The organism is Streptomyces sp. CAU 1734, assembly GCF_039888735.1.
Taxonomy (GTDB): Bacteria; Actinomycetota; Actinomycetes; order Streptomycetales; family Streptomycetaceae; genus Streptomyces.
On record NZ_JBDQQP010000001.1, the window covers coordinates 179,792 to 199,395 of the forward strand.

A 19,604-nucleotide genomic window follows, 5' to 3' on the forward strand; every position below is an offset into this window, starting at 1 on the left:
AATGAGTGTGGCAGGTGGGGACGGGTGAGCGCTGCGCCATTTTCCCGGGCGCGGCGGGCGGGGAGACCTGTGTGCGCCGGCCCCGCCGCCCCAAGATCACCAGGGCGGCCCCGCCCCGCGCCCCCTACCACCGGGTCTGCAACGATGGACGTATGCGCGCACGTTATGGAGTTCCCCTGGCCATCACGGCAGTCGGCGCGGCCGGCATCGCCTACGCGGCCGGCTTCGAGGCCCGTTCCTTCCGACTGCGACGGCTGACGGTCCCCGTACTGCCCAGAGGGATGCGCCCGCTCCGGGTCCTCCAGGTCTCCGACATCCACATGGTCAGCGGCCAGCGCAAGAAGCGTGCCTGGCTCCAGTCCCTCGCCGGCCTCCGCCCGGACTTCGTGGTCAACACGGGCGACAACCTCTCCGACCCGAAGGGTGTCCCCGAGCTGCTGGACGCGCTGGGTCCGCTGATGGAGTTCCCGGGCGTCTATGTCTTCGGCTCGAACGACTACTACGGCCCCACGCTGCGCAACCCGGCCCGCTATCTCTTCGAGAAGGCCCAGGGCCGCCACGGCCTCAATGGCAACGGCCCGGCGGTGAATGTGGTCCACAACCCGTGGGAAGAGCTGCGCGACGCCTTCGACACCGCGGGGTGGGTGGGCCTCAACAACACCCGCGGCCGGCTGAAGCTGGAGGGGTACGAGCTGGCCTTCACCGGCCTGGACGACCCGCACATCAAGCGCGACCGTTACGAGGAGGTCGCGGGCGGCCCCGAGCAGGACGCCGATCTCTCCCTGGCGATAGTCCACGCCCCGTATCTGCGCGCCCTGGACGCCTTCACCGCGGACGGCTACCCCCTGATCCTGGCCGGTCACACCCACGGCGGCCAGCTGTGCATCCCCTTCTACGGAGCCCTGGTCACCAACTGCGACCTGGACACCGGCCGGGTGAAGGGCCTGTCCACCCACGAGTCGGGCGGCCAGGTCTCCCACCTCCACGTCTCGGCCGGCTGCGGCACCAGCCGCTACACCCCGGTCCGCTTCGCCTGCCCCCCCGAGGCAACCCTGCTGACCTTGGTCGAACGCCCCTGACCGTGCCCTGGCCGGGCTCTGGCAGTGGCCCTGACCGGCCCTGGAGAGCCCACCCGGGCCACGCGGAAACCGGATTTCGTCTGGGAGCGCGGGTGGGCTAAAGTAATCGATGTCGCCACGACAGTGACGACATCGGGGTGTAGCGCAGCTTGGCAGCGCGCTTCGTTCGGGACGAAGAGGTCGTGGGTTCAAATCCCGCCACCCCGACAGCTACGCATGAGGTCAGGATCTACATCTACAGTAGAGATGTAGATCCTGACCTTTTTGCGTGACTAACTGCGTGACTACCGTTTCGGGGGCGGCGGAGTGCCGAAGATCCCGTCCATGGCGACGGCCCCGGTCTGGATCACTGGGCGGATCTGCTTCCGGCAGACCTCCTCTGTGACGGCCGTGCTGGAGTGGCCGACGAGCCGGGAGATCTCCTCCAGCGGGATGCCTCGATCGGACAGGATCGAGACGAAGGATGTCCGGGTCTCCCGCCTCGTCCACTCATGCGGCTCGATCTCGATTCCGGGCATCCGGGCGACCCTCGTGAGGATCCTCCGGAATTCGCGCCGGACGTTCGCCGCGTCCAGTTCGGTGCCCACGGCCGAGGTGAAGACGAGACCGGTCTCCTGCCACTGATCACCGGCCGCGACCCGCTGCCAGCCCTGACGCTCCCGCTGGACCCTCAGGGCATCGATCGCCCGGCCGGGCAGGGCCAGGGTCCGGCGGGACTTCCGTGTCTTGGTGTCCCCCGTGCTCCGGACCGAGCGCCATACCGCAATGTGCGCTGGGATTTCCGGAATGGCGTCCCGGACCCCGTCAAGGTCGACGTGGTCCCAGCGGAGAGGCCGCATCTCCTCGGTGCGCCCGCCGGTGAGCAGCGAGACCACGAAGTAGGCGGACAACGAGGAGTCCTCGGCCGCGACGAGCACCGCTTCCGCCTGTGCGAGGTTGAGCGACTTGGACGGCCGGCCCGCGCGGCCGGTGGGCACAGCGCACAGTTCCCCGACATTCCGCTTCACTTTGTCCCGGGCCATGGCCCGCTTGACCGCACGGTTGAGGCACGAGCGGATTCCTTGCAGGGACCGAGTACTGAGGACCTTGGCCTTGGCATCCAGCCATCTGTCCACATCGTCGGCGCTGAGGTCCCGGAGCTTTCTGGCACCCAGGGCCGGGATGATGTGGGTGTTGCACAGGATCGTGTTCGTCTTGATCGTGGCCGGATCACGACCGGCGAGACCGTACGAGAGCCAATCGGTCACAGCGTCCTTGACCGTGTAGCCGGTCGGCGCGATGGCAAGGCCGTCTTCATAGTCCCGAAGGATCTCTTTCAGTTTGTTCTTCGCCGCCGTCTTGGTGACACCACTCGCCCGCTTCACCATTCGCTTACAGCTGGGATCGAATCCCAGACTGGCCGTGGCGATCCAGCGTTGCCGCTTGTCGTCCCAGTGGAGACCACCATCGCCCCGACTCCGTCGAGTGGCCATCAGGCGGCCTCCCGCAGCTCACCGGCGATGAAGTCGCGGACGGACTGAACGGGAATGCGACGGGCCCGACCGACACGGATGGAGACGATTCGGCGGGTACAGATCAGGTCATAGACGGTGGTCCGGCTGAGCCTGAGCCGGGACACGATCTCAGCCACCGTCAGCAGTTCGTCGTCACGCATGGGTGGGTTCTCCTTCCGTGCCGGGGGCGGGGGTGATGGATGCGGCGAGCCATTCCTCTGTGGCGGTGAGGCCGGTTCCGGCGAAGACCCAGTGGGCGAGGACGTGTGTCGTGCCGGTCGGGTGTTCGCTGGTGGTCTGGGCGCGGCGCCAGTCGGCGCGGGCGATGCGGAGAGCGCCGAGAGTGGTCGAGTACGTACGGGATTTGGTGGAGAAGTGGCCCCGGAAGCCGAGCATGTGGGCCCAGGCGCGGAGGCGGAGGTGTTCGAGGTCTTTACGGGCGCCGAGGGTCCAGGCGGTGCGGATGAGGCGGCGGGCGTGGTCGGAGATGTCGAGCTGGGCGAGTTCGGCGGCGAACTTCAACGGGCGGTCGAGTGCTCCGGTCGCGGTTTCGGCGCCCTTAGTGGCGTACTTGGCGATGTAGGCGGCTACAGCCCGATCGGTCAGGGCAGCGCGGTCGGTGAAGTCGGTGCTGCGGATGGTGCGGACGTCGAGTTGCCGGCCGAAGGCGAAGGAGTGGGCCCGGCCGTCGAGGGTGAGGCCGTCGATGCGGGCTTTGGCGGTGGCGGTGCGGATGACGGCATGGAAGTGGACCGCGCCGCGCCGCTGGTATTCGGCGACCTTGGCGAAGGCCACTCGTATGTGTGTGGGGAGCTCCCGCTGGGAGAGTCCGGCGAGCTTGGCGATCTCCCGGCGCAGGTGGGTGGAGAAGCGCCGCCACAGGAGTCCGGCATGGGCGTTCCAGAGGACAGCCGATTCGTAGTCGTACCGGTCGGGGTCGAGCGGGGTGCCGAGGACGGCGTCGTCCTGGTCGTGATGGGTGCCGCAGCGGCAGGGGCGGTTCGTGCCGGTGGGCCGGTTGTGGACCGGGCCGAAGCCGGGGGCGGTGAAGGTGGCGAAGACGCGGGGGTGGGTGGTGACGGTGTCCGGGGTGCCCTTGCCGCCGCGCAGGCCGGTGGCGATGAGCTGGAAGGTGTCGCGGCGGTAGAGCTCCGCGCAGGCCGGGCAGCGGGTCGTGCGGCGGTTGTTGCAGCGGACGAGCAGATGGCCGGCCGGGAGCGCGGACGATTCGAGGTGGTGGAGGACGGGGCCGATCTCGCCGGTGAGGGTGTCGACGGCGTACTCGGTGCGGTGGCCGTCGAGGCGGATCGGGTGGGTGCAGCCGCCGAGTCCGGAGAGCTGGCGGAGGATGCCCGGCAGGGTGCCGGTGTTGGCCAGATTGAGGAGTTCGGGGAGCGGGGGCGGTGTGGTGCGGGTGAAGATGGCGTTCTCCTTCTGACTGTTCTGGTTGGGAGGGGAAGGGCCCGGGGCGGGGGATTCTTGGCGGGATCGAGCCGCCCCGGGCCTCTAGCTGTCTACTCGTCTAGTCATGTGTGCCGTTGGTGACGGAGACTCCGGACTCTGTACCGGAATGAATGGCGGGCGCGAGGAAGGTGTCCGAGAGCCAGAAGCCGAAGAGGGCGATCAGAACGACGACCCAGGTACGGACGCCGAGGAACTTGACCGAGCCCCGGCTCGCCGCCGGGGCCCTGCACTCCTGTCTCCGCCCCGCTCTGGGCACCGGCTACGCCGGTCGCGCAACTAGAGCAAGCGAGCCTGTCCGAGGGAAACGGCATACGTAAGCAGTGCCTCCGGCGGGGGCGCTCAGACTCCGGGATGGGTTGGGGCGCCGTTCTTCGCGGGTGCCGGCGGATTCGTGGCGAGCGTTGTGGGCCCCCATCCCGTCCGCCTTCACCCCCAGGCAGAGCCGCGCGGGCGTGGTTCAAGGCGTGTGGGCCGAAGGCGGACGGGATGGAAGCTGGGGTGAGTAGTGGAATGGGCGGCTGCGCTGAGTGCCGGAGGGGCCTGGCAGAAGACGCCCATGAGAGCAACGACAAAAGCCGCGACGGCTCCCTGCAAAGAAGCCGCCCCGGCATCGTTCCGTCTCAATCGCAGCCGCGGCTCTCCCCGGCCTCGAACGGTTCCGGCCGGACACCCGGCTCACCTTGCCGCACGACGGCAAGGTGAGCCCCGGGCCAGTCACTTTCAATAACTGATCAATCTACCAACAGTCAGCTACACCGCGCGCGGATGCGCTAGCAACTGCTTGCCGTGAATCTCTGCGAGATCGAACAAACCCACCACTTGACATGTACCGCACTGCCCTGGGTTTGCAGCGATTAGGAGAACGGGGCAAGTGTGGAACCGTTACGAAGCAAGCTGATTACGAAGGTCGTCGACCAGCGACATCAAGCCATCGACTTTCTGCACGATTCGGGCCTGCTCCTTCAGCGGAGGAATGGGAACGACCTGTTTTTTCAACGCAGCCAGGTTCCACTCGATCTGGTTGGTCGAGCCTGAAGCGTTGACCTCTACTGTGTCTTGTACCCAATGGCTGCGCATCCACAGAGCCACAAAGCGTGGATCCATGACCTTGAAGCGCGCAACGGTCACGTGCCCGTCAGCCACGACGCTTGAGTAATCGGCTGCGCCCTCGAAGATGCAGAGGCGCCCAATGGTCCCTGTACCAGTGGAGTTGATTAGCAGGTCACCAGGCTGAAGTAGCCGCTCTGCTGCATATTCACCGGGATTCGGGGGCGCGATAAACTTTGCGACCGACCAGTCGATACCGCCCCATCGGACGCACTTCTGAGAAAGCACTGGATAGTCGCTGCGTTCTACGTACTTCGGGGTCTTGCCTCGCTGGATGTAATTGGCAACCGTACCGAGGCGAGACCAGGCCCAATTGTCCGGCACTGGGAAAATAACGTCACCCAGGTCAGGCGGTGTCAAGTGCTCGCGCCTAGTGCCACTGCCATCTGAAAGGGCTGCTTCGATGACCGCTAGACCCTCTCCATCTTCATCTATGGCCTCGACCAGCGAGCCAGAGACTGCTAGATCAAAGATGGCAGTCTCCAGATCTCGCACGTCCTGCAACTCTGCCAGTACATCATCAATATTTTCGACCGCAGTCGAATCTAGCGTGCTGCCGAGTTGCCGAAAGGCCCCACGTGAAAGCGCGCGCCGGCTATTCGACGCGACATCACGCGCGAGCTCGAAGTTATCGACAAGTTGCATCAACATCGCTATGCGCTCAGCGATTGCGCACTGCTCGTCGAGGGGCGGCAACTTCACTTCGATGCGTCCGAGCACCTTGAGGTTGATGTTCTTCTGCGCAGTTGAAGGTGCGTCGCGCTCCAGGTCCGCCTGAATAGTCCGCAGGAAGATTTCCACGTAGCGAAGGTCAACCAGGAACTCATTGGGCACGAAGCCAACGACACTGTCCGGGAAGCACGCTGGGAACTGCAGGACACCCGTGTTACCAATATTGGCTGCGATAGTGATGCACAAGGTACCGGCTGGCCACAGACGGCTTTGCGCCACACCCGCGTCGTTGTAGAGCCCTGAGTAGGTGGTCACTTTCCCCTTGGACCGAGCGACGTCACCTGTCTGCACAAGAGGGACAGTGCCATCCGAGTAAAGGATTGAGTCGTTCCGAGGACGGTGCTTGGAGCGCCCTCGCGCCAAGACGCCCAGTGATGCAAAGGGCGCGACAATCCAGCCGGGCCGGAAGTCGGCCTCCACGTCAACCGGCTCCTTGAGTCCGGCGCTAGAACGCGCCTGGCTCTCCTCATCTCTAAGTGAGAACTGTGAACCCATGGTCAGCTCACCCGTGACAGCTAGCTTGAGGATCGTCCGACGCAGCATCTCAAGACCCCCTGGCATCGCCAGGAAGGTGTCGAGGTCACCTATAACTTGGGCTAGTTCCTCAGTTTCCATGCCGGCCAACGATCTCGCTCAAGGCATCACGGATGGCGACAACAGCCCTGGATACTTCCTGCTTGTGGCCGTGGTACGAAGCGAGAAGCTCGGACGGACTGGCGTCGGCTGCTTCCACCCGGTACGGATTCTTGATATCGAGATTAAACTGACGTTCGCGAATCTCCTCGATGGGCACTCGCCAGGCCGCGCCTCCCTCTGTGCGGTCTGTCCACCATTCCTTCTCAGGCCCGAACTCCTCTAGACGGATTGGCTTGGTCTTGCTATATGCCTTCATGGTGGGCGGGATTGGATGCTCGTAGAACCATACTTCCTTGGTCGGCGCACCCTTCGTAAAGAACAGCAGATTGCTAGCGATAGTCGTGTAGGGAGCGAAAGCCGTACCAGGAATACGAACGATCGTGTGCAGATTGCATTCTGTGAGTAGCTGCTCCTTGAGGCGCGTCTTGATTCCTTCTCCGAAGAGCGTGCCATCTGGCAAGATCACGCCGGCTCGACCACCGGGCTTGAGAAGTCGGATGATCAGCGCGAGGAACAGGTCTGCGGTCTCTCGCGTGCGAATGTTCTGAGGGAAGTTCTGTTCTATGCCCGGCTCTTCGGTGCCGCCGAACGGCGGGTTTGTCACGACGATGTCGACCCGATCTCCCGGTCCGTAATCACGTAGTGGGCGAGTCAGCGTGTTGGCACGACGGACGGCGGTGGGAGCATCGAAGCCGTGCAAGATCATGTTCGTCAGGCAGAGGAGATGCGGCAGCTGCTTCTTCTCCGTCCCTCTGATCGAGGCCTGCAAGGTCTCCTCGTCATCGGAAGTCTTTACTTGCTTGCGAACGTGGTCGATCGCGTTCGCAAGGAAGCCACCAGTGCCACAGGCGGGGTCGAAGACCAGTTCCCCGAGCTGCGGGTCAACCATCTCCACGATGAACTCGGTAAGTGCGCGAGGCGTGTAGTACTCGCCGGAGTTGCCAGCGCTCTGGAGGTCTCGCAACAGCTTCTCGTACAGGTCGTTGAACTGGTGTCGATCGGTTCGGGTGTTGAAGTCGATGCTATTGATCTTGTTGATGACCTGGCGAAGCAGCGTTCCGCTCTTCATGTAGTTGTAAGAGTCTTGGAAGGCCTCCCTGACGATCACCGTGCGGGGATTGTGGCCTGTGGGCGAAAGCGAGCGCAGCTTTGGGAACAACTCGTTGTTCACGAAGTTGGTGAGGCCGTCTCCGGTAAGCCCTTCTTCGTTCGCGGCCCAGGAGCGCCACTGCAAGGCAGGCGGCACTGCCGTCTTGTAGTCGTCTTGCATCAACTCCAGCTCACGCTCAGAGTCATCAAGAATCTTAAGAAAGATCATCCATACGAGCTGACTCAACCGCTGTGCGTCGCCGTCCACCCCGTCGTCCTGGCGCATGATGTCTTGGATGGACTTGATCAACGTGGACGAGATCACGCAGCCTCCTGGTACAGCTCGCGCTCGAGGTCTCGAACGGCTTTCTGGAATGTCTCGCGGCTACCGAACAACTGGATGATCTCCATCGGTGTGCCGATCGATCGGAATGGGTCAACTCGGAGTACCCCAATGTCTTCGACCGACCTGATGCCTGAGTCAGAGTACTTGTCGAGGAGTGCCTCGATCACCTCGCGGGCTTTGCCTTGGTACTTCGTCATGTAGCTGCTGGCACGCACGGCTCCCGCTCGGTCGCGCCGGCGAAGCGGCCGCCGATCGTACGCGATGTGCAAGATCAGATCGAACGGGTCCAGCTCAGCTCCCACCTGCTCCAGGAGGTCGTCGATGGGTATGCCCTTGTCGGCCATCTCGTCCAGTAGGGCTGAGCGCTGGTCAGCGGATGACCAGGCGGTCAGAAATTCATCGAGGGTCGCGTACTCTCCCAGGACATTCCGCTTCGTGAAGTCCTTGAGACTCTCCGTGATGAGCTTGCCGTCCGCGCCGATGAGCTGAACACGCTCACCAATGATGGTGACCTGCTGGCCGCCGACGATCAGCTTCTTCTGCTTCGCTTTGCGTTTCCCAGGCATCTCTACCCGGATGTCGGAGCCCTTGTCGTCGTCCGTCTCCTGGGCCTCGTCGACCTCATCGAGATCCTCAGTGGCTTCGTCCATGCCGCCGTCCAGGGGGAGCTCGATGATCTTGACTGGGTCGCCATCGAAGTCAGGGTCTGCGAAGAGCCTGGTGACGTTGCGGAAGTCCAGAATGACAAAGAACCACTTGTCGTAGTCCGTTCGGACGCGCGTGCCCCGACCGATCATCTGCTTGAAGTCGGTCATACTCTCGATCTTGCTGTCGAGCACGATGACCTTGCAGGTCTGAGCGTCGACGCCCGTGCTGAGCAGCTTCGACGTCGTTGTTATAACCGGGTAGCGGGACTCAGGGTCGATGAAGTTGTCGAGCTCCGCCTTGCCCTGCTGGTCGTCGCCAGTGATCTGCATGATGTAGCGCGAGTCGTGGATGACCTCTTCCCTGTTCAGGTTGGCCAGTGCGCGGCGCATGCGATTGGCGTGATCGATATCGACGCAGAACACAATCGTCTTGGCGAATCGGTCTGTGTTCTTGAGGTACTCCGTGAGTCGCTCGGCGACGCGCTTGTCGCGCTCGGGCAGCACGATCGTCCGGTCGAAGTCCTTCTGACCGTATTCCTTGTCAGGGATGACTTCGCCTGTGTCATCAACCTCGCCAGGAGCGGGGCGGTAGCCGAAAGTATCGACGTCGGTGGCGATGCGGATGACCTTGTATGGCGCCAGGTAGCCGTCTTCGATGCCTTGACGCAGCGAGTACGTGTAGATCGGGTCGCCGAAGTAGTCGATATTGCTGACTGTCTTCGTCTCTTTCGGAGTAGCCGTCATGCCCAGCTGGATGGCCGTGCTGAAATAGTCGAGGATATCGCGCCACGCGCTATCGGCCCGGGCGCTTCCCCGGTGGCACTCGTCGACGATGATGAGGTCGAAGAAGTTCGGCGAGAACTGCTTGTAGATGTTCTGGATGTCCTCGGCGCCCGTGACAGCCTGGTATAGCGACAGGTAGAGCTCGTAACTCTTGTCGATGACCTTACCGCTGGCGATGCCCAGCTCGGGCAGCTCCGACCCTGAGACCTTCTTGATTGTCTTGTGCGACGTGCTGAGCTTCGCCATGCGCCCCTTGAACATGGTGAAGTCGTTCATCATCGTCTGGTCGATCAAGATATTCCGGTCGGCCAGGAACAGGATCCGAGCCTGGGCCTTGGTGGGGTTGATCTTCTTGTACGCCTCCATGAAGCGCCAGATGATCTGGGCTGCGGTGTAGGTCTTGCCAGTGCCGGTAGCCATGACCAGCAGGAGCCGGCGCTGACCAGCGACGATCGCCTCCAGTGCCCGGTTGATCGCGACCCGCTGGTAATACCGGGGCCGTCGACCAGAGCCGTCGTCATAGAACGAGGTCGCGGTGATCGGCTCCCTATCGTCAGCGATGCCACGCCACCGCTTATAGAGGTCGTACAGCGCCTCGGGGGAGGGGAACTGGTCGAGCGGTATTTCGACCTCGAGTTCAGGACGAAGCCCAGTCCGGTCGTGCCAGACAAACGAGTCGCCGTTCGTGGTGAAGACGGAGGGTACGTCGAGTTGCTCGGCGTACTGGATAGCCTGCTGCATGCCATCGCCGGGCGCGTGGCGGTTATCCTTTGCCTCCACGACCGCCACCGGCAGGTTCGGGCGATACTCAAGCAGGTAGTCGACCCTCTTGGGGGCCTTACGGGCACTCTTCTTCCCCACGACCTGAATGCGCCCGGCGGAGAAGTAGAAGAACTCCTCGCGGAGCGAGGACAGCGGCCACCCAGCGGCGCTGAGGGCAGGTGTGACGTAACGGGTCCGAATCTCAGCCTCGGTGAGCTGCGTCTTGTCCGGCTCGCTCACTGCTGCTCCGGGGTGTCGGGCTGCCGGGTATCGAGTAGCTCGACGACGAATAGACAGACCAGCGCCACTGCCAGCCCCCACCTCTTCGTTGCGGGAACCAGTACCGGCTCCCATGGCCACCATCGGTTGAGCAAAATCCTACGCGGCGCGGTCAGGCGGCCGCCCCGCCTATCGGCGAACTGACATCAGTAGTTGACATCAACACCGTCGGACGATGGCAGACAGGACGATCCCATGAGAACAGGTAGCCACCAGGAGAGACACGGCTTCCTGCAGGCCGCAGACCTGCAAAGCAGCTGTCGTCGGCCGCGTGGCACAGGTTCGGGGCTCGCGGCCTATTCGTGGACCAGCGGAGCAGGGCTCAACGCGTGGTCCTCCCATGCGTGGCATAGGGGAGTGCGGGGAGTTGCGGCCCACTGGCGTGGGCCGCAGTGGGGCCCATACGGTTGTGCACGCTGATCAGCTCCTATCGCTGACGGCCAGGTCCCCGGACATCGCCCGTCGCGGGGACCGCTTTGTTTACGGCGGCCCAGAAAGTGCGGCCAGTCAAGCTGCTGGCGACGAGCCCGAATCGATCGGCCTCCGCCACCACTTCCAAAACCTCCCGCCACGATTCGGCGGGCAGCGCCTCCGGCACCTTCGCTTCGATCGACGTATACGTGGCGTGCGGCTCCACGCGTGTGGTCAGCCCGAGAGCCGACAACCGGACGGCGAGGTCCTCGGCCTTGCATCCGAAGCGGGCACAGAAGGGCCCCCGTCGCCGATTGAACACGTTGAGTGAAGCCAGTTAACTAGATTAGAGCTAGTGGACGGAGTACGAGTGGACGGCCGGAGATCGGCTCCCCTCACGCGCCCAGATCGCCGAAGAGTGCGGTGTCGGCGAGAACGTGGTGCGCAGGGCGCAGGAGCTGCTGATCTCGCAGGGTGTGCTGGAGGGGCGCGCAGGTTCGGGTACTTACGTCGCCGAGCCCAGGCAGCGCGTACGGGTGGTGCGATCCTCGGCGTGCGAGCAGCCGGGCGGTTCCCCGTTTCGGGCAGACATGCAGGCCTTGGGCAAGCAGGGAAACTGGGAGAGCCGAACCGAGGAGAAGGTCCCGGCGCCGGCGGAGATCGCGGCGCGACTCGGGATCGCCGAGGGTGATCTGTGCGTCCGTACCGTCTACGAGTTCCTCGCTGACGGCAGACCCGTGTAGCTGTCGACGAGTTGGGAGCCGTACGAGCTCACCGGCGGCACGCTCGTCGTACTTCCGGAAGGTGGGCCGCACGCCGGTATCGGCGTCGTGAACCGCATGGCGGAGATCGGCGTCGCGGTCACCCATGCCGTCGAGCAGCCGGAGCGCGACCGCCGATGAAGCGTCGCTCCTCGGGATTCAGAAGGCTTCCGTCGTGACCCACATCCGGCGGACGTACTACAGCGACCAGGGATAGCCCGTGGAGACGGCGGACATCATCATCCCCGCCGCGCTGTGCGAGATCGTCTACGAGATCCCCGTCAACCGCTAGCGGAGCCCGCCGACAACCCGGTGTGCCTGGTGGGGCGATGTGTCGTCTGATGCACCTTCTGCCACCACCGTGCGCCTGTCGGCCTCGACGCTTCTTCGGCACCGTGGTTCGGGGGCCGCGGGGTCCAGCGAGGGGGCGGGACTGGCTCTGCGTCGACGGCCGCAACCGAGGGACAACCGGGGAAGGTTCACGAAGACCGGCATACCCCTCTGGTTCGGGGTGCTGGCGGTAGCCTTGGTGATGATCTCTTACGTACGTTAGCGCTCCGCGTGACGGCGACTGTTGAGGTGGCCGCCCTCTCCCGGTGAGTGTCTAACTGAGTGACAACGGGGGCGGACAGCGGCGGGCTGTCTGGGACTGTTGGCGCAGGTCAGTGGCATGGTGGCCCTTGGCCGGACCAGCTCCAGGGTTACTTCGGGACGAAGAGGTCGTGGGTTCAAATCCCGCCAGCCCGACGCTGAAGTACCAGGTCAGGGGCCTGATCCGCGAGAGCGGGTCAGGCCCCTGATTCGTTTGCCGGTCTCTTGGGAGCCGTTTGGGAGCCGAGTCCAGAAAACCGGCTCCCGAGCGGACTCGCCCCGAGTGTCAGTGCCTCCGGCTAGCTTCGACACCGACAGGTTCCCTCGACCATGAGTGGTGAGGCAGACATGGCAGACGGTGTGGCCGAGGGCGACGTAGACCCTCGCAAGGTGTTTGTGATCCACGGGCGCAACAGACGCGCCCGCAAAGCGCTCTTCGAATTCCTGCGGGCGCTTGGCCTCGATCCAATCGAGTGGTCGGAAGCCGTCCAGATGACTGGCAAAGGCTCGCCTTACGTCGGGGAGGTTCTCGACACAGTCTTCGCGAGCGCCCAAGCGGTCGTGGTCCTCCAGACACCGGACGATGTCGCTTACCTGCATGAGAGCCTGGCCCCTCCAGGCGACCCGGAGTGCAGTCCTCAGATGCAGCCCCGCCCAAACGTGCTCTTTGAAGCAGGCATGGCCATGGGTCGCCACCCAGATCGCACGATCATCGTGGAACTCGGGCAGGTGAAGGTATTCAGCGACATTCACGGTCGCCACGTCGTGCGACTCAACAACAGCCCTAAGAAGCGCCAAGAGCTCGCGACCCGACTCCAGACCGCAGGCTGCGCCACGAAAATGAGCAGGACAGACTGGCACGATGCTGGAGACCTGACTCCGCCTGCCCCGCCAGGCGGCGGGCTGCCGATGGGCCGCAAGCAGCCGTCATCGCAGACTTCGGGTATGCCGCGACTGAACACTCGGTACATTGACCATGGGCGCGGCAAGATCGGCGAGGTCGAGATCACCAACCACGGTCCGGGCGACGTGTACGACCTTGAAGTGGATGCGGATGCCGAGGTTGGGCTCGTCACACGAAACGCTGATGAGTTCCCCGTGCCGAAGCTACCCGCAGGCAAGTCCGTGCGCGTGGGGCGCGTGTCATCGGACTCTATGGCGTCCCGCTCAAACTCGTACTTCCACATCACGATCACTGCCAAGACCGCCGACGGGACACCGATAGCGCTCAACGAGTTCGTGAGCGGAACCTGACATGGACATCCAGTTGACCTTGCCTCTGGACCACGACGGGTTCCTCCGCCGGGAATGCCCGCACTGCATAAGCCAGTTCAAGTGGCACCACGGCCCAGCGAACGAGGAAGCCGAAGGGCAGCCCGTTCCGGCGTCCTACTACTGCCCTCTGTGCGGGCAGCCGGCAGGGATGGACTCCTGGTGGACTCAGGGGCAGCTCGAATACGCCCAAGGCACGATTGTCCCTAGGGCAATACGAGAGATCGGGCAAGGGCTGCAAGACGCCTTCAAAGGCTCCAGCAGCAAGCACGTGAGGTTTGATCTCAAAGGCAGCATCAACACACCGGACGTACCGGCTTCTCTCACCGAGCCCGACGACATGGTCATCGTTGCATCCCCTTGCCACTCGTACGAGCCAGTAAAGGTGCCTGAAAACGTGTCGGGCCCGTATCACTGCCTCGTATGTGGTCGGGTATTCGCCGTATGACCTCAGGTGATCGAAGCAGCAGCCATACGAAGGGAGCACCTGGGCCCACACAATGATCGCGTGGGGCCCAGGTGCCGTACCTCAACCAGGCTTCATCAGGCTACGGGCCGCTTTGCGCACATGGAGGAGACCGTCAAGTACGGGCACGGGTGACGCGGGGTGCATCGCCAGCCGGGCGTCGAGTGCCGCCTCCCACTGCTCGGTGAGGCCAGCCATGAGGCGTCGGCGCATGCCCGGGGTGACGTGGGCGTAGCGGGCCGAGCCGTCGATGTGGCCCATGCGCTCAGCGGATATCGACTTCGACTGCCCCGAGATCCAGGCCGCAGAACTCCCCTCGTCCAATGGCATTGGCACCGTTCACGCACTGGCCCGCATGTACGTCGCGCTGATCAGCAAGGTGGACGGGGTACGTCCGCTCACTCCGGAGACCCTGGCCTAGGCGACCGGCGAGCAGGCCAGCGGGCAGGACCAGGTGATGCTAGTGCCCAGTCGGGTTCAGCACCGGATACATGCTGCCCACCATGACCATCCCCATGACAGGACCGAGTGCCTTCGGCCATGCCGGGCGAGGCGGCTCGCTCGGCATGGCCGATCTGGAGCACGGCATCGCGTTCGGTTATGTCATGAACCACATCATCGGGGGCTCCGATGACACACGAGCGGCCACACTGGCCAAGGCAGTAAGAACGTCGCTGACCTTAGTTCTCCGTGTAACCGGATTGAGCTCGGGAGGCCTGCCGGAACGACCTTGCATTCCGAGCGATGGTCAGATGCCATCGCCACGCAATTCCCCTCGCAACCTACGGTCCGGATCGAGGGTTCTCATCGCTATCACCAACGCCCGCGCCGCAGAAAACTTGCATGCCATCAGGCAACGACGATGCACACAAAAAGAAGCGACAGCCCGTAGAGGATGATGGCAAGATGTAGGTACACCCAAAGGCGGTGAAGTCGAACACGATGAAGCCGTGGAAATCTTCGGTAATGCTCTACGCGTGCCCGAATGAGCTCTCCATCGGAGCCCAACACTCCCTGCTCTACCAAGTTCCTGGTCAAGGCCCGCGCCTGAAAGAGGTGATAGGAAGCCCGCTCGTAGTACTTGGAGACTGCCACAGCGCCGTACACGCCCGCCAGAATGACAAAGAAGCAGAGAGGCATGACGTTCAGAGTGAATTTTTGCTGGACGATCAGTGCACTCAAGGCGGCCGTTACAACGATCAGAAGATTCGTCAGCGTGGAGCGTTGAGTTTCGCACTGCCGTAACTGCTCACGGTGCTCCTTCCAATAGAAACGTATCGCCTCTTCTGATACCTCGGCCATGAAACAACTCCCCCATCTCCACCCACTACGCCAGCCGTCCAGTTCGCCCAAGCGGCGAACCGTCAGTACTGGAGACACCGTAGCGTGAAGATCTTCATCAGTAGCTCCCGTAGAGGACTCGAAGAGGAGCGCGACTCGCTAAGTGGCCTGATCAGCGCATTGGGGCATACGCCAGTGCGATTCGAGGACTTCTCCGCACAGACCACACCCAGCCGGGAGGCCTGCCTGGAGGCGCTGGCATCTGCGGATGTCTGCCTCTTCTTGCTAGGCCCGAAGTACGGCTACACCTTCCCCGAAACAGGGCAGTCGGCAACGCACGACGAATGGGTGGCCGCTCAAGCAGCAGGAATGACCCGGCTGGTTTACCGCAAGCTGGAGGTAGATTTCGAGCCCGCTCAGGTTGATTTCACACGGATCGTACAGGCCTACGCCACTGGAGTGTTCCGTGACTCCTTCGAGACCACCTCGGAGCTTCAGACCAAAGTCGTACAGAAGATCAGAGAGCTAGAGGCTGGTACATCTCCTCTGTCCTTTGCCAGGCTGGCGGAGCCTCCTGACCTGCGCTGGACCACCGACGACGCGAGTATCAATCCGTTGGCCGGCAACGATGTTCCCCTGCTGGAGCTGCACGTCCTGCCCCTGAACTTCGTTGGCCACTCGGATCGCGAGCTGGAGCAGCTCAGCACATCGCTGGTGAGACGGATCCGAACCGCTGGACTGATCAGGGGCGACATTGCCCTATCGCCCTCCAGAGCCCAAGACCACGTAGCCGTAAGCGTCCCATCCGGAAAGCCCCGATCATGGGACACACCCCAGCCTGGCGAAATCGCAGAAGTTCGCCTCTACAAGACAGGCCAAGTCTCTACCCGGGCTACTCTCCCCAAGGACAGGTTGGGCTCGATTCTGGATCCCGAGGCCCTGCCTCAGCAGATCGCTGACCTGCTTAAATTCGTTGGCGCGTTGAACATCGTCCAGCAAGATCGGATCGTTGTTGCGGCTGCCGTAGCGTGCAGCGCACTGACCAGTGTGGATAGGTTCAATCCTCACCAGTCACGACACAGTGCCCGGCTGTCCCACCACTCGAACTTCACCCTGCGAACCGAAGCCGATGAGTCTGTCACTCTGGCCGCTCTGGGCACCGGGGCTGCGGAAGTCGCAGGGCCTCTCTCACGAACCCTGGTCAGACAGCACGCTACTGTGCGCTAGCACTCCAGGAGCGGGAGCCGTTTGGGAGCCGGTACGCTCCCCGAACCCACCGCAGGCCCCGCGAAACCACAGCCGTCACAGCGACCCTGACCTGCATAAATGCGATCCTCGCAGGCCAGGTCACTGCCCGAACCTCATTCGGGACGAAGAGGTCGTGGGTTCAAATCCCGCCACCCCGACAGCTGGTCAAAGACCCATTCGCATGATCGCGAATGGGTCTTTGTCATGCCCGGGAGCCAAACAGGGGGCCAAAGGATTTCGGTCAGACCGCCGCGTCACTCTCTTCGCCGTCCTCTCCTTCCTGACCTTCCGCGAAGCGCGAAGACGGCATTCATCGCTCGCCACATCGCAACATGGGGCGATGCCGTCTTCGGCTCCAGGGAAGACGGCATCCCGGGTGAGCGGCCGTGCCTCGTACGGACACCGCCGAGAAGCGAGAGCACGGCTTTCGCCTGGTCCATATTCAGCGCGTTGTGCGGGCGGGCCACCTACTCACGTGAGTAGGTGGCCCGCTCTGCGTGCGTGGCCAACGGTCGAGGTCGGTGTGGTGTGCCGAGGATGATGTCCATGGCGACGGACCGGTCCGCATCACTCCCCGGGCCGATCCGCCCGGGGTGGACCCTCTCCATGAGGGCAGTCGCGGAGAGATTGCGGCGGGGTGGCGGACCAGGAGTGGTGGGTCAGAGGTGCAGGGCCTCGGGGGTGCGCCAGGTGCCCTCCAACGGGCGGGCGATGTGGCTGCGGAGGGAGGTGATGTCCGGGGTCATGTATTCGCGGAGGATGTATCCCGCGTGGAGTCTTGATCTCGCTCCGAGGGAGTCCATGATCTCCCTGATGTGGCGCTGGCAGGTGCGGACGGACAGGCCGACTCGCTTCGCGATGACCTTGTCGCACTCTCCCTGGATCAGCAGGGCGACGATGCGGGACTTGATGCCCCGGGATATGGCGGATGCCTCCGCCGGCCCCAGCCTGCTGGAGACTCTGTCGGCGATGGACCAGTAGACATCGAAACTCGCGGCCGCGAAGCGGCTGACGCTGGCGTTCCGGACCATGGTGACCTGGTGGTCCTCCGTCGCCGATAAGACGAGTAAGGTCTCGGCGTCGAACAGGACGAGCCACGGCATGGGTTCGACCAGTGTCCGGAACTCGGCGCCGTACTCCCGGCGGGCGCTGTTGGCGAACTCGACCAGGTCGGGGTTGAACTGTGCGGCGCCGTGCAGAATCACCTTCAGTCCGACGCCGGGACGCATCGAGTTCATGAGGCACTCCATCACTGCCCAGGAGTCGCTCGCGCGAGGGGACCGGCCGGGCTGGGAGATTCTGATCTCCTGCCGGGCCAGTGCGGCGTACTCCGCGGCCGGCTCCTGGACACTGATCCAGCTCTCGAAACTCTCCAGGGCGTCCGCGCCCGCGCCGGGATCGGGGCGGGTCTGTTCGTCGAGTACGGAGAAGGCGTCCGAGGTGCGGTCGATCCGGGACTGCATTTCCATCGCCTGGTGGATCATGCCGGACATGTAGCGGTTCCGGGCGGCGTCCGGTGGTACCGCCGCATACCCTCTCGGGTAGCCGGGGGCCGGTCTCAGGAGCTGGAACTCGGCCAGGCGCGCGACGGCCCGGCAGATTTCGCGCTCGTCCGCGGCGGGAACGGCGGCGGAGAGCTCCGATGTGTCGAGGACATCGACACGCGAGGCATGCCGGTAGATCTCGACTTCGAGGCTGCCGAGCTTGCCGTCGGTGAGCGAGGCGAGAAGGTCCACCATTGCATCTCTCCGTTTCGATTCGGGCCGCGTGGGGGGTGCGAGTGGCGGTGGGAGATCTCAGCCGGAGGTGTGCTGTTTGCCGCCCTCTCGGCTCGGGTCGCCGTCCCTGTCCGGCGGGCGGGTGCGTGGGGGCAGGACCCGGGTGACCATCGCGCCGGTGCCGATCAGCGCGAGGGCCGCCGCTCCGGCGAAGGTCCATCTGAGGCCGTACGCCCCCGCGAGCGCCCCGCCCCCGAGATTTCCCAGCAGGCTGGAGACGGACCTGGTCGCCAGGAAGGCGCTGGTTCCGAAGGCCGTGCGGCCCGAGAACATCCCCTGGACCATGGCCATTCCGACGCTGATCACCGTTGCCACGACAAATGCGCCGACCAGTTGGAGGAGTGCCAGCTGCCACAGCGAGGTGACCAGGGCGAGACAGCCCATTTCGAAGACGGCGGCGGCACAGCCGGCCAGGACGATCCGGGGCGGGCCCCATCGGATGGCGAGGGAACCGCATATCGGGATCAGGAACAGTTCCGCCAGCGGGGCGATGGCGAGAATGAGCAGCACCTGGTCGAGGCGGATGCCGAGAACCGATGTCGCCAGCACGACCAGGAAGGCGGACCGCACGATGGGGGCCGTGAGGGTCAGGCAGAGTGCGAGCAGCGCGAATCGCGCGCGCCGGTCCAGGGGGTCGCTCCGCACACCGGCACCGGCGGCCGTGGTGCCGCGCGGGCCGGAGGTCTTCACGCAGAAGACCAGAGCCGAAGCGGCGAAGAAGGCCGCGCAGCTCACCATCGCCGGCCTGATGCCGAGCAGCGCGGTGAGTGCCGCGCCCACCATCGGGCCCATCACATAGCCCAGGGCGTACGCGGTCCGCATCGATGTGGTGACCGCGATTTCCTCCGGCTCGGAGGCGGCGGAGGATCTGCCGATGGCGAAGATCTGGGCGTTCAGCGCCTCAAAAAGGCTCAGAAAGGCGATCCCGACCGCCACCAGCCAGCCGATGGAATCGATGAAGAGGAAAAGTACGCACCCGGCGGTGACCCACGCCGTGGTGATCAGCCCCAGCATCTTCTTGTGGGCTGTGCGGTCGGCCAGCCTGCCGAGGAGGAGTGTGATCGGGATCGATGTGAGCGTCACGGCCGTGAAATAGCCGCCGATCCATAAATTTCTCTCGCCCAGCACTTCGATGATGAACACCGGAATAAGGGTGAACATTATCGACGAGGCCACACCGATGGCCACAACAGGCAGGGATGCCCGTAAGTTTCCGGCGAACAAAGACGCCACTTGCGACCTGAACGCCGAACTCAGCCCTGTCACTCAACACCGCCCCCTGTTGGCAACCGGGACGGACAGTAACCCTGGCGTCGCAGACATGTCAATACAATGATCAGCAGATGTCCGTGCCGGTGTCTCGTGTGACCTCGTCGTTA

The 19,604-nt window shown here is 63.8% G+C and carries 15 protein-coding genes, 1 tRNA gene and 3 pseudogenes; 7 read left to right on the forward strand and 12 right to left on the reverse strand.

The genetic code is table 11. The features are described from left to right. Window positions 1-152: 152 nt before the first annotated feature. A complete protein-coding gene (locus AAFN69_RS00720; protein ID WP_347726228.1) occupies window positions 153-1,079 on the forward strand; it encodes a metallophosphoesterase in 927 nt (308 codons plus the stop codon). Window positions 1,080-1,212: 133 nt separating this feature from the next. Then, a tRNA-Pro gene (locus tag AAFN69_RS00725) sits at window positions 1,213-1,286 on the forward strand. Window positions 1,287-1,363: 77 nt separating this feature from the next. On the opposite strand, the gene AAFN69_RS00730 is transcribed toward AAFN69_RS00725, so the two are convergent. From AAFN69_RS00730 to AAFN69_RS00765, 8 genes are all read right to left on the reverse strand, one after another. Continuing rightward, complete coding sequence (locus AAFN69_RS00730; protein ID WP_347726229.1) at window positions 1,364-2,551, reverse strand: tyrosine-type recombinase/integrase; 1,188 nt, start codon at window positions 2,549-2,551, stop codon at window positions 1,364-1,366. After that, complete coding sequence (locus AAFN69_RS00735; protein ID WP_347726230.1) at window positions 2,551-2,733, reverse strand: helix-turn-helix domain-containing protein; 183 nt, start codon at window positions 2,731-2,733, stop codon at window positions 2,551-2,553. Before AAFN69_RS00735 ends, AAFN69_RS00730 begins: the two co-directional genes overlap by 1 nt. Beyond that, a complete protein-coding gene (locus AAFN69_RS00740; RefSeq protein WP_347726753.1) occupies window positions 2,726-3,949 on the reverse strand; it encodes a replication initiator in 1,224 nt (407 codons plus the stop codon). Before AAFN69_RS00740 ends, AAFN69_RS00735 begins: the two co-directional genes overlap by 8 nt. Window positions 3,950-4,094: 145 nt before the next feature. Then, window positions 4,095-4,292: a hypothetical protein gene (locus tag AAFN69_RS00745; RefSeq protein ID WP_347726231.1), complete on the reverse strand. Its 198-nt coding sequence runs from the start codon at window positions 4,290-4,292 to the stop codon at window positions 4,095-4,097. A 626-nt stretch (window positions 4,293-4,918) separates the two neighbouring features. After that, the gene (locus tag AAFN69_RS00750; RefSeq protein ID WP_347726232.1) at window positions 4,919-6,490 is read right to left on the reverse strand and encodes a restriction endonuclease subunit S; all 1,572 of its coding nucleotides are present in this window, start codon (window positions 6,488-6,490) and stop codon (window positions 4,919-4,921) included. After that, window positions 6,480-7,925, reverse strand: coding sequence for a class I SAM-dependent DNA methyltransferase (locus AAFN69_RS00755; RefSeq protein ID WP_347726233.1), 1,446 nt, complete (start codon window positions 7,923-7,925; stop codon window positions 6,480-6,482). Before AAFN69_RS00755 ends, AAFN69_RS00750 begins: the two co-directional genes overlap by 11 nt. Next, window positions 7,922-10,378, reverse strand: coding sequence for a DEAD/DEAH box helicase family protein (locus tag AAFN69_RS00760; protein ID WP_347726234.1), 2,457 nt, complete (start codon window positions 10,376-10,378; stop codon window positions 7,922-7,924). Before AAFN69_RS00760 ends, AAFN69_RS00755 begins: the two co-directional genes overlap by 4 nt. 466 nt (window positions 10,379-10,844) lie before the next feature. After that, on the reverse strand, window positions 10,845-11,150 hold the full coding sequence (locus AAFN69_RS00765) for a hypothetical protein (RefSeq protein ID WP_347726235.1): 306 nt from the start codon (window positions 11,148-11,150) through the stop codon (window positions 10,845-10,847). An 85-nt stretch (window positions 11,151-11,235) separates the two neighbouring features. On the opposite strand from AAFN69_RS00765, the pseudogene AAFN69_RS00770 reads away from it, so the two are divergent. The 3 genes and pseudogenes from AAFN69_RS00770 to AAFN69_RS00780 all read left to right on the forward strand — a co-directional run bounded on the left by AAFN69_RS00770 (window position 11,236) and on the right by AAFN69_RS00780 (window position 13,900). Beyond that, window positions 11,236-11,881, forward strand: a pseudogene (locus AAFN69_RS00770) (GntR family transcriptional regulator). A gap of 647 nt (window positions 11,882-12,528) precedes the next feature. After that, window positions 12,529-13,434, forward strand: a complete 906-nt coding sequence (locus AAFN69_RS00775; RefSeq protein WP_347726236.1) for a nucleotide-binding protein — start codon at window positions 12,529-12,531, stop codon at window positions 13,432-13,434. Window position 13,435: 1 nt separating this feature from the next. Next, complete coding sequence (locus AAFN69_RS00780) at window positions 13,436-13,900, forward strand: hypothetical protein (RefSeq protein WP_347726237.1); 465 nt, start codon at window positions 13,436-13,438, stop codon at window positions 13,898-13,900. A gap of 81 nt (window positions 13,901-13,981) precedes the next feature. On the opposite strand, the pseudogene AAFN69_RS00785 reads toward AAFN69_RS00780, so the two are convergent. Beyond that, window positions 13,982-14,185: pseudogene (locus AAFN69_RS00785) on the reverse strand (LacI family transcriptional regulator); the annotation flags it as partial. Window position 14,186: 1 nt separating this feature from the next. On the opposite strand from AAFN69_RS00785, the pseudogene AAFN69_RS00790 reads away from it, so the two are divergent. After that, window positions 14,187-14,595, forward strand: a pseudogene (locus AAFN69_RS00790) (serine hydrolase domain-containing protein); the annotation flags it as partial. Window positions 14,596-14,767: 172 nt separating this feature from the next. Here AAFN69_RS00790 and AAFN69_RS00795 read toward each other — a convergent pair. After that, window positions 14,768-15,220 carry a hypothetical protein gene (locus tag AAFN69_RS00795; RefSeq protein WP_347726238.1) on the reverse strand — a complete coding sequence of 151 codons (453 nt, stop codon included), beginning with the start codon at window positions 15,218-15,220 and terminating at the stop codon, window positions 14,768-14,770. Window positions 15,221-15,304: 84 nt separating this feature from the next. Between AAFN69_RS00795 and AAFN69_RS00800 the strand changes: the two genes are divergently transcribed. After that, window positions 15,305-16,426, forward strand: coding sequence for a DUF4062 domain-containing protein (locus tag AAFN69_RS00800; RefSeq protein WP_347726239.1), 1,122 nt, complete (start codon window positions 15,305-15,307; stop codon window positions 16,424-16,426). A 680-nt stretch (window positions 16,427-17,106) separates the two neighbouring features. Here AAFN69_RS00800 and AAFN69_RS00805 read toward each other — a convergent pair. Next, window positions 17,107-18,186, reverse strand: coding sequence for a hypothetical protein (locus AAFN69_RS00805; protein WP_347726240.1), 1,080 nt, complete (start codon window positions 18,184-18,186; stop codon window positions 17,107-17,109). A gap of 57 nt (window positions 18,187-18,243) precedes the next feature. Further along, on the reverse strand, window positions 18,244-19,491 hold the full coding sequence (locus AAFN69_RS00810) for an MFS transporter (RefSeq protein ID WP_347726241.1): 1,248 nt from the start codon (window positions 19,489-19,491) through the stop codon (window positions 18,244-18,246). Between the last annotated feature and the right edge of the window lie 113 nt (window positions 19,492-19,604).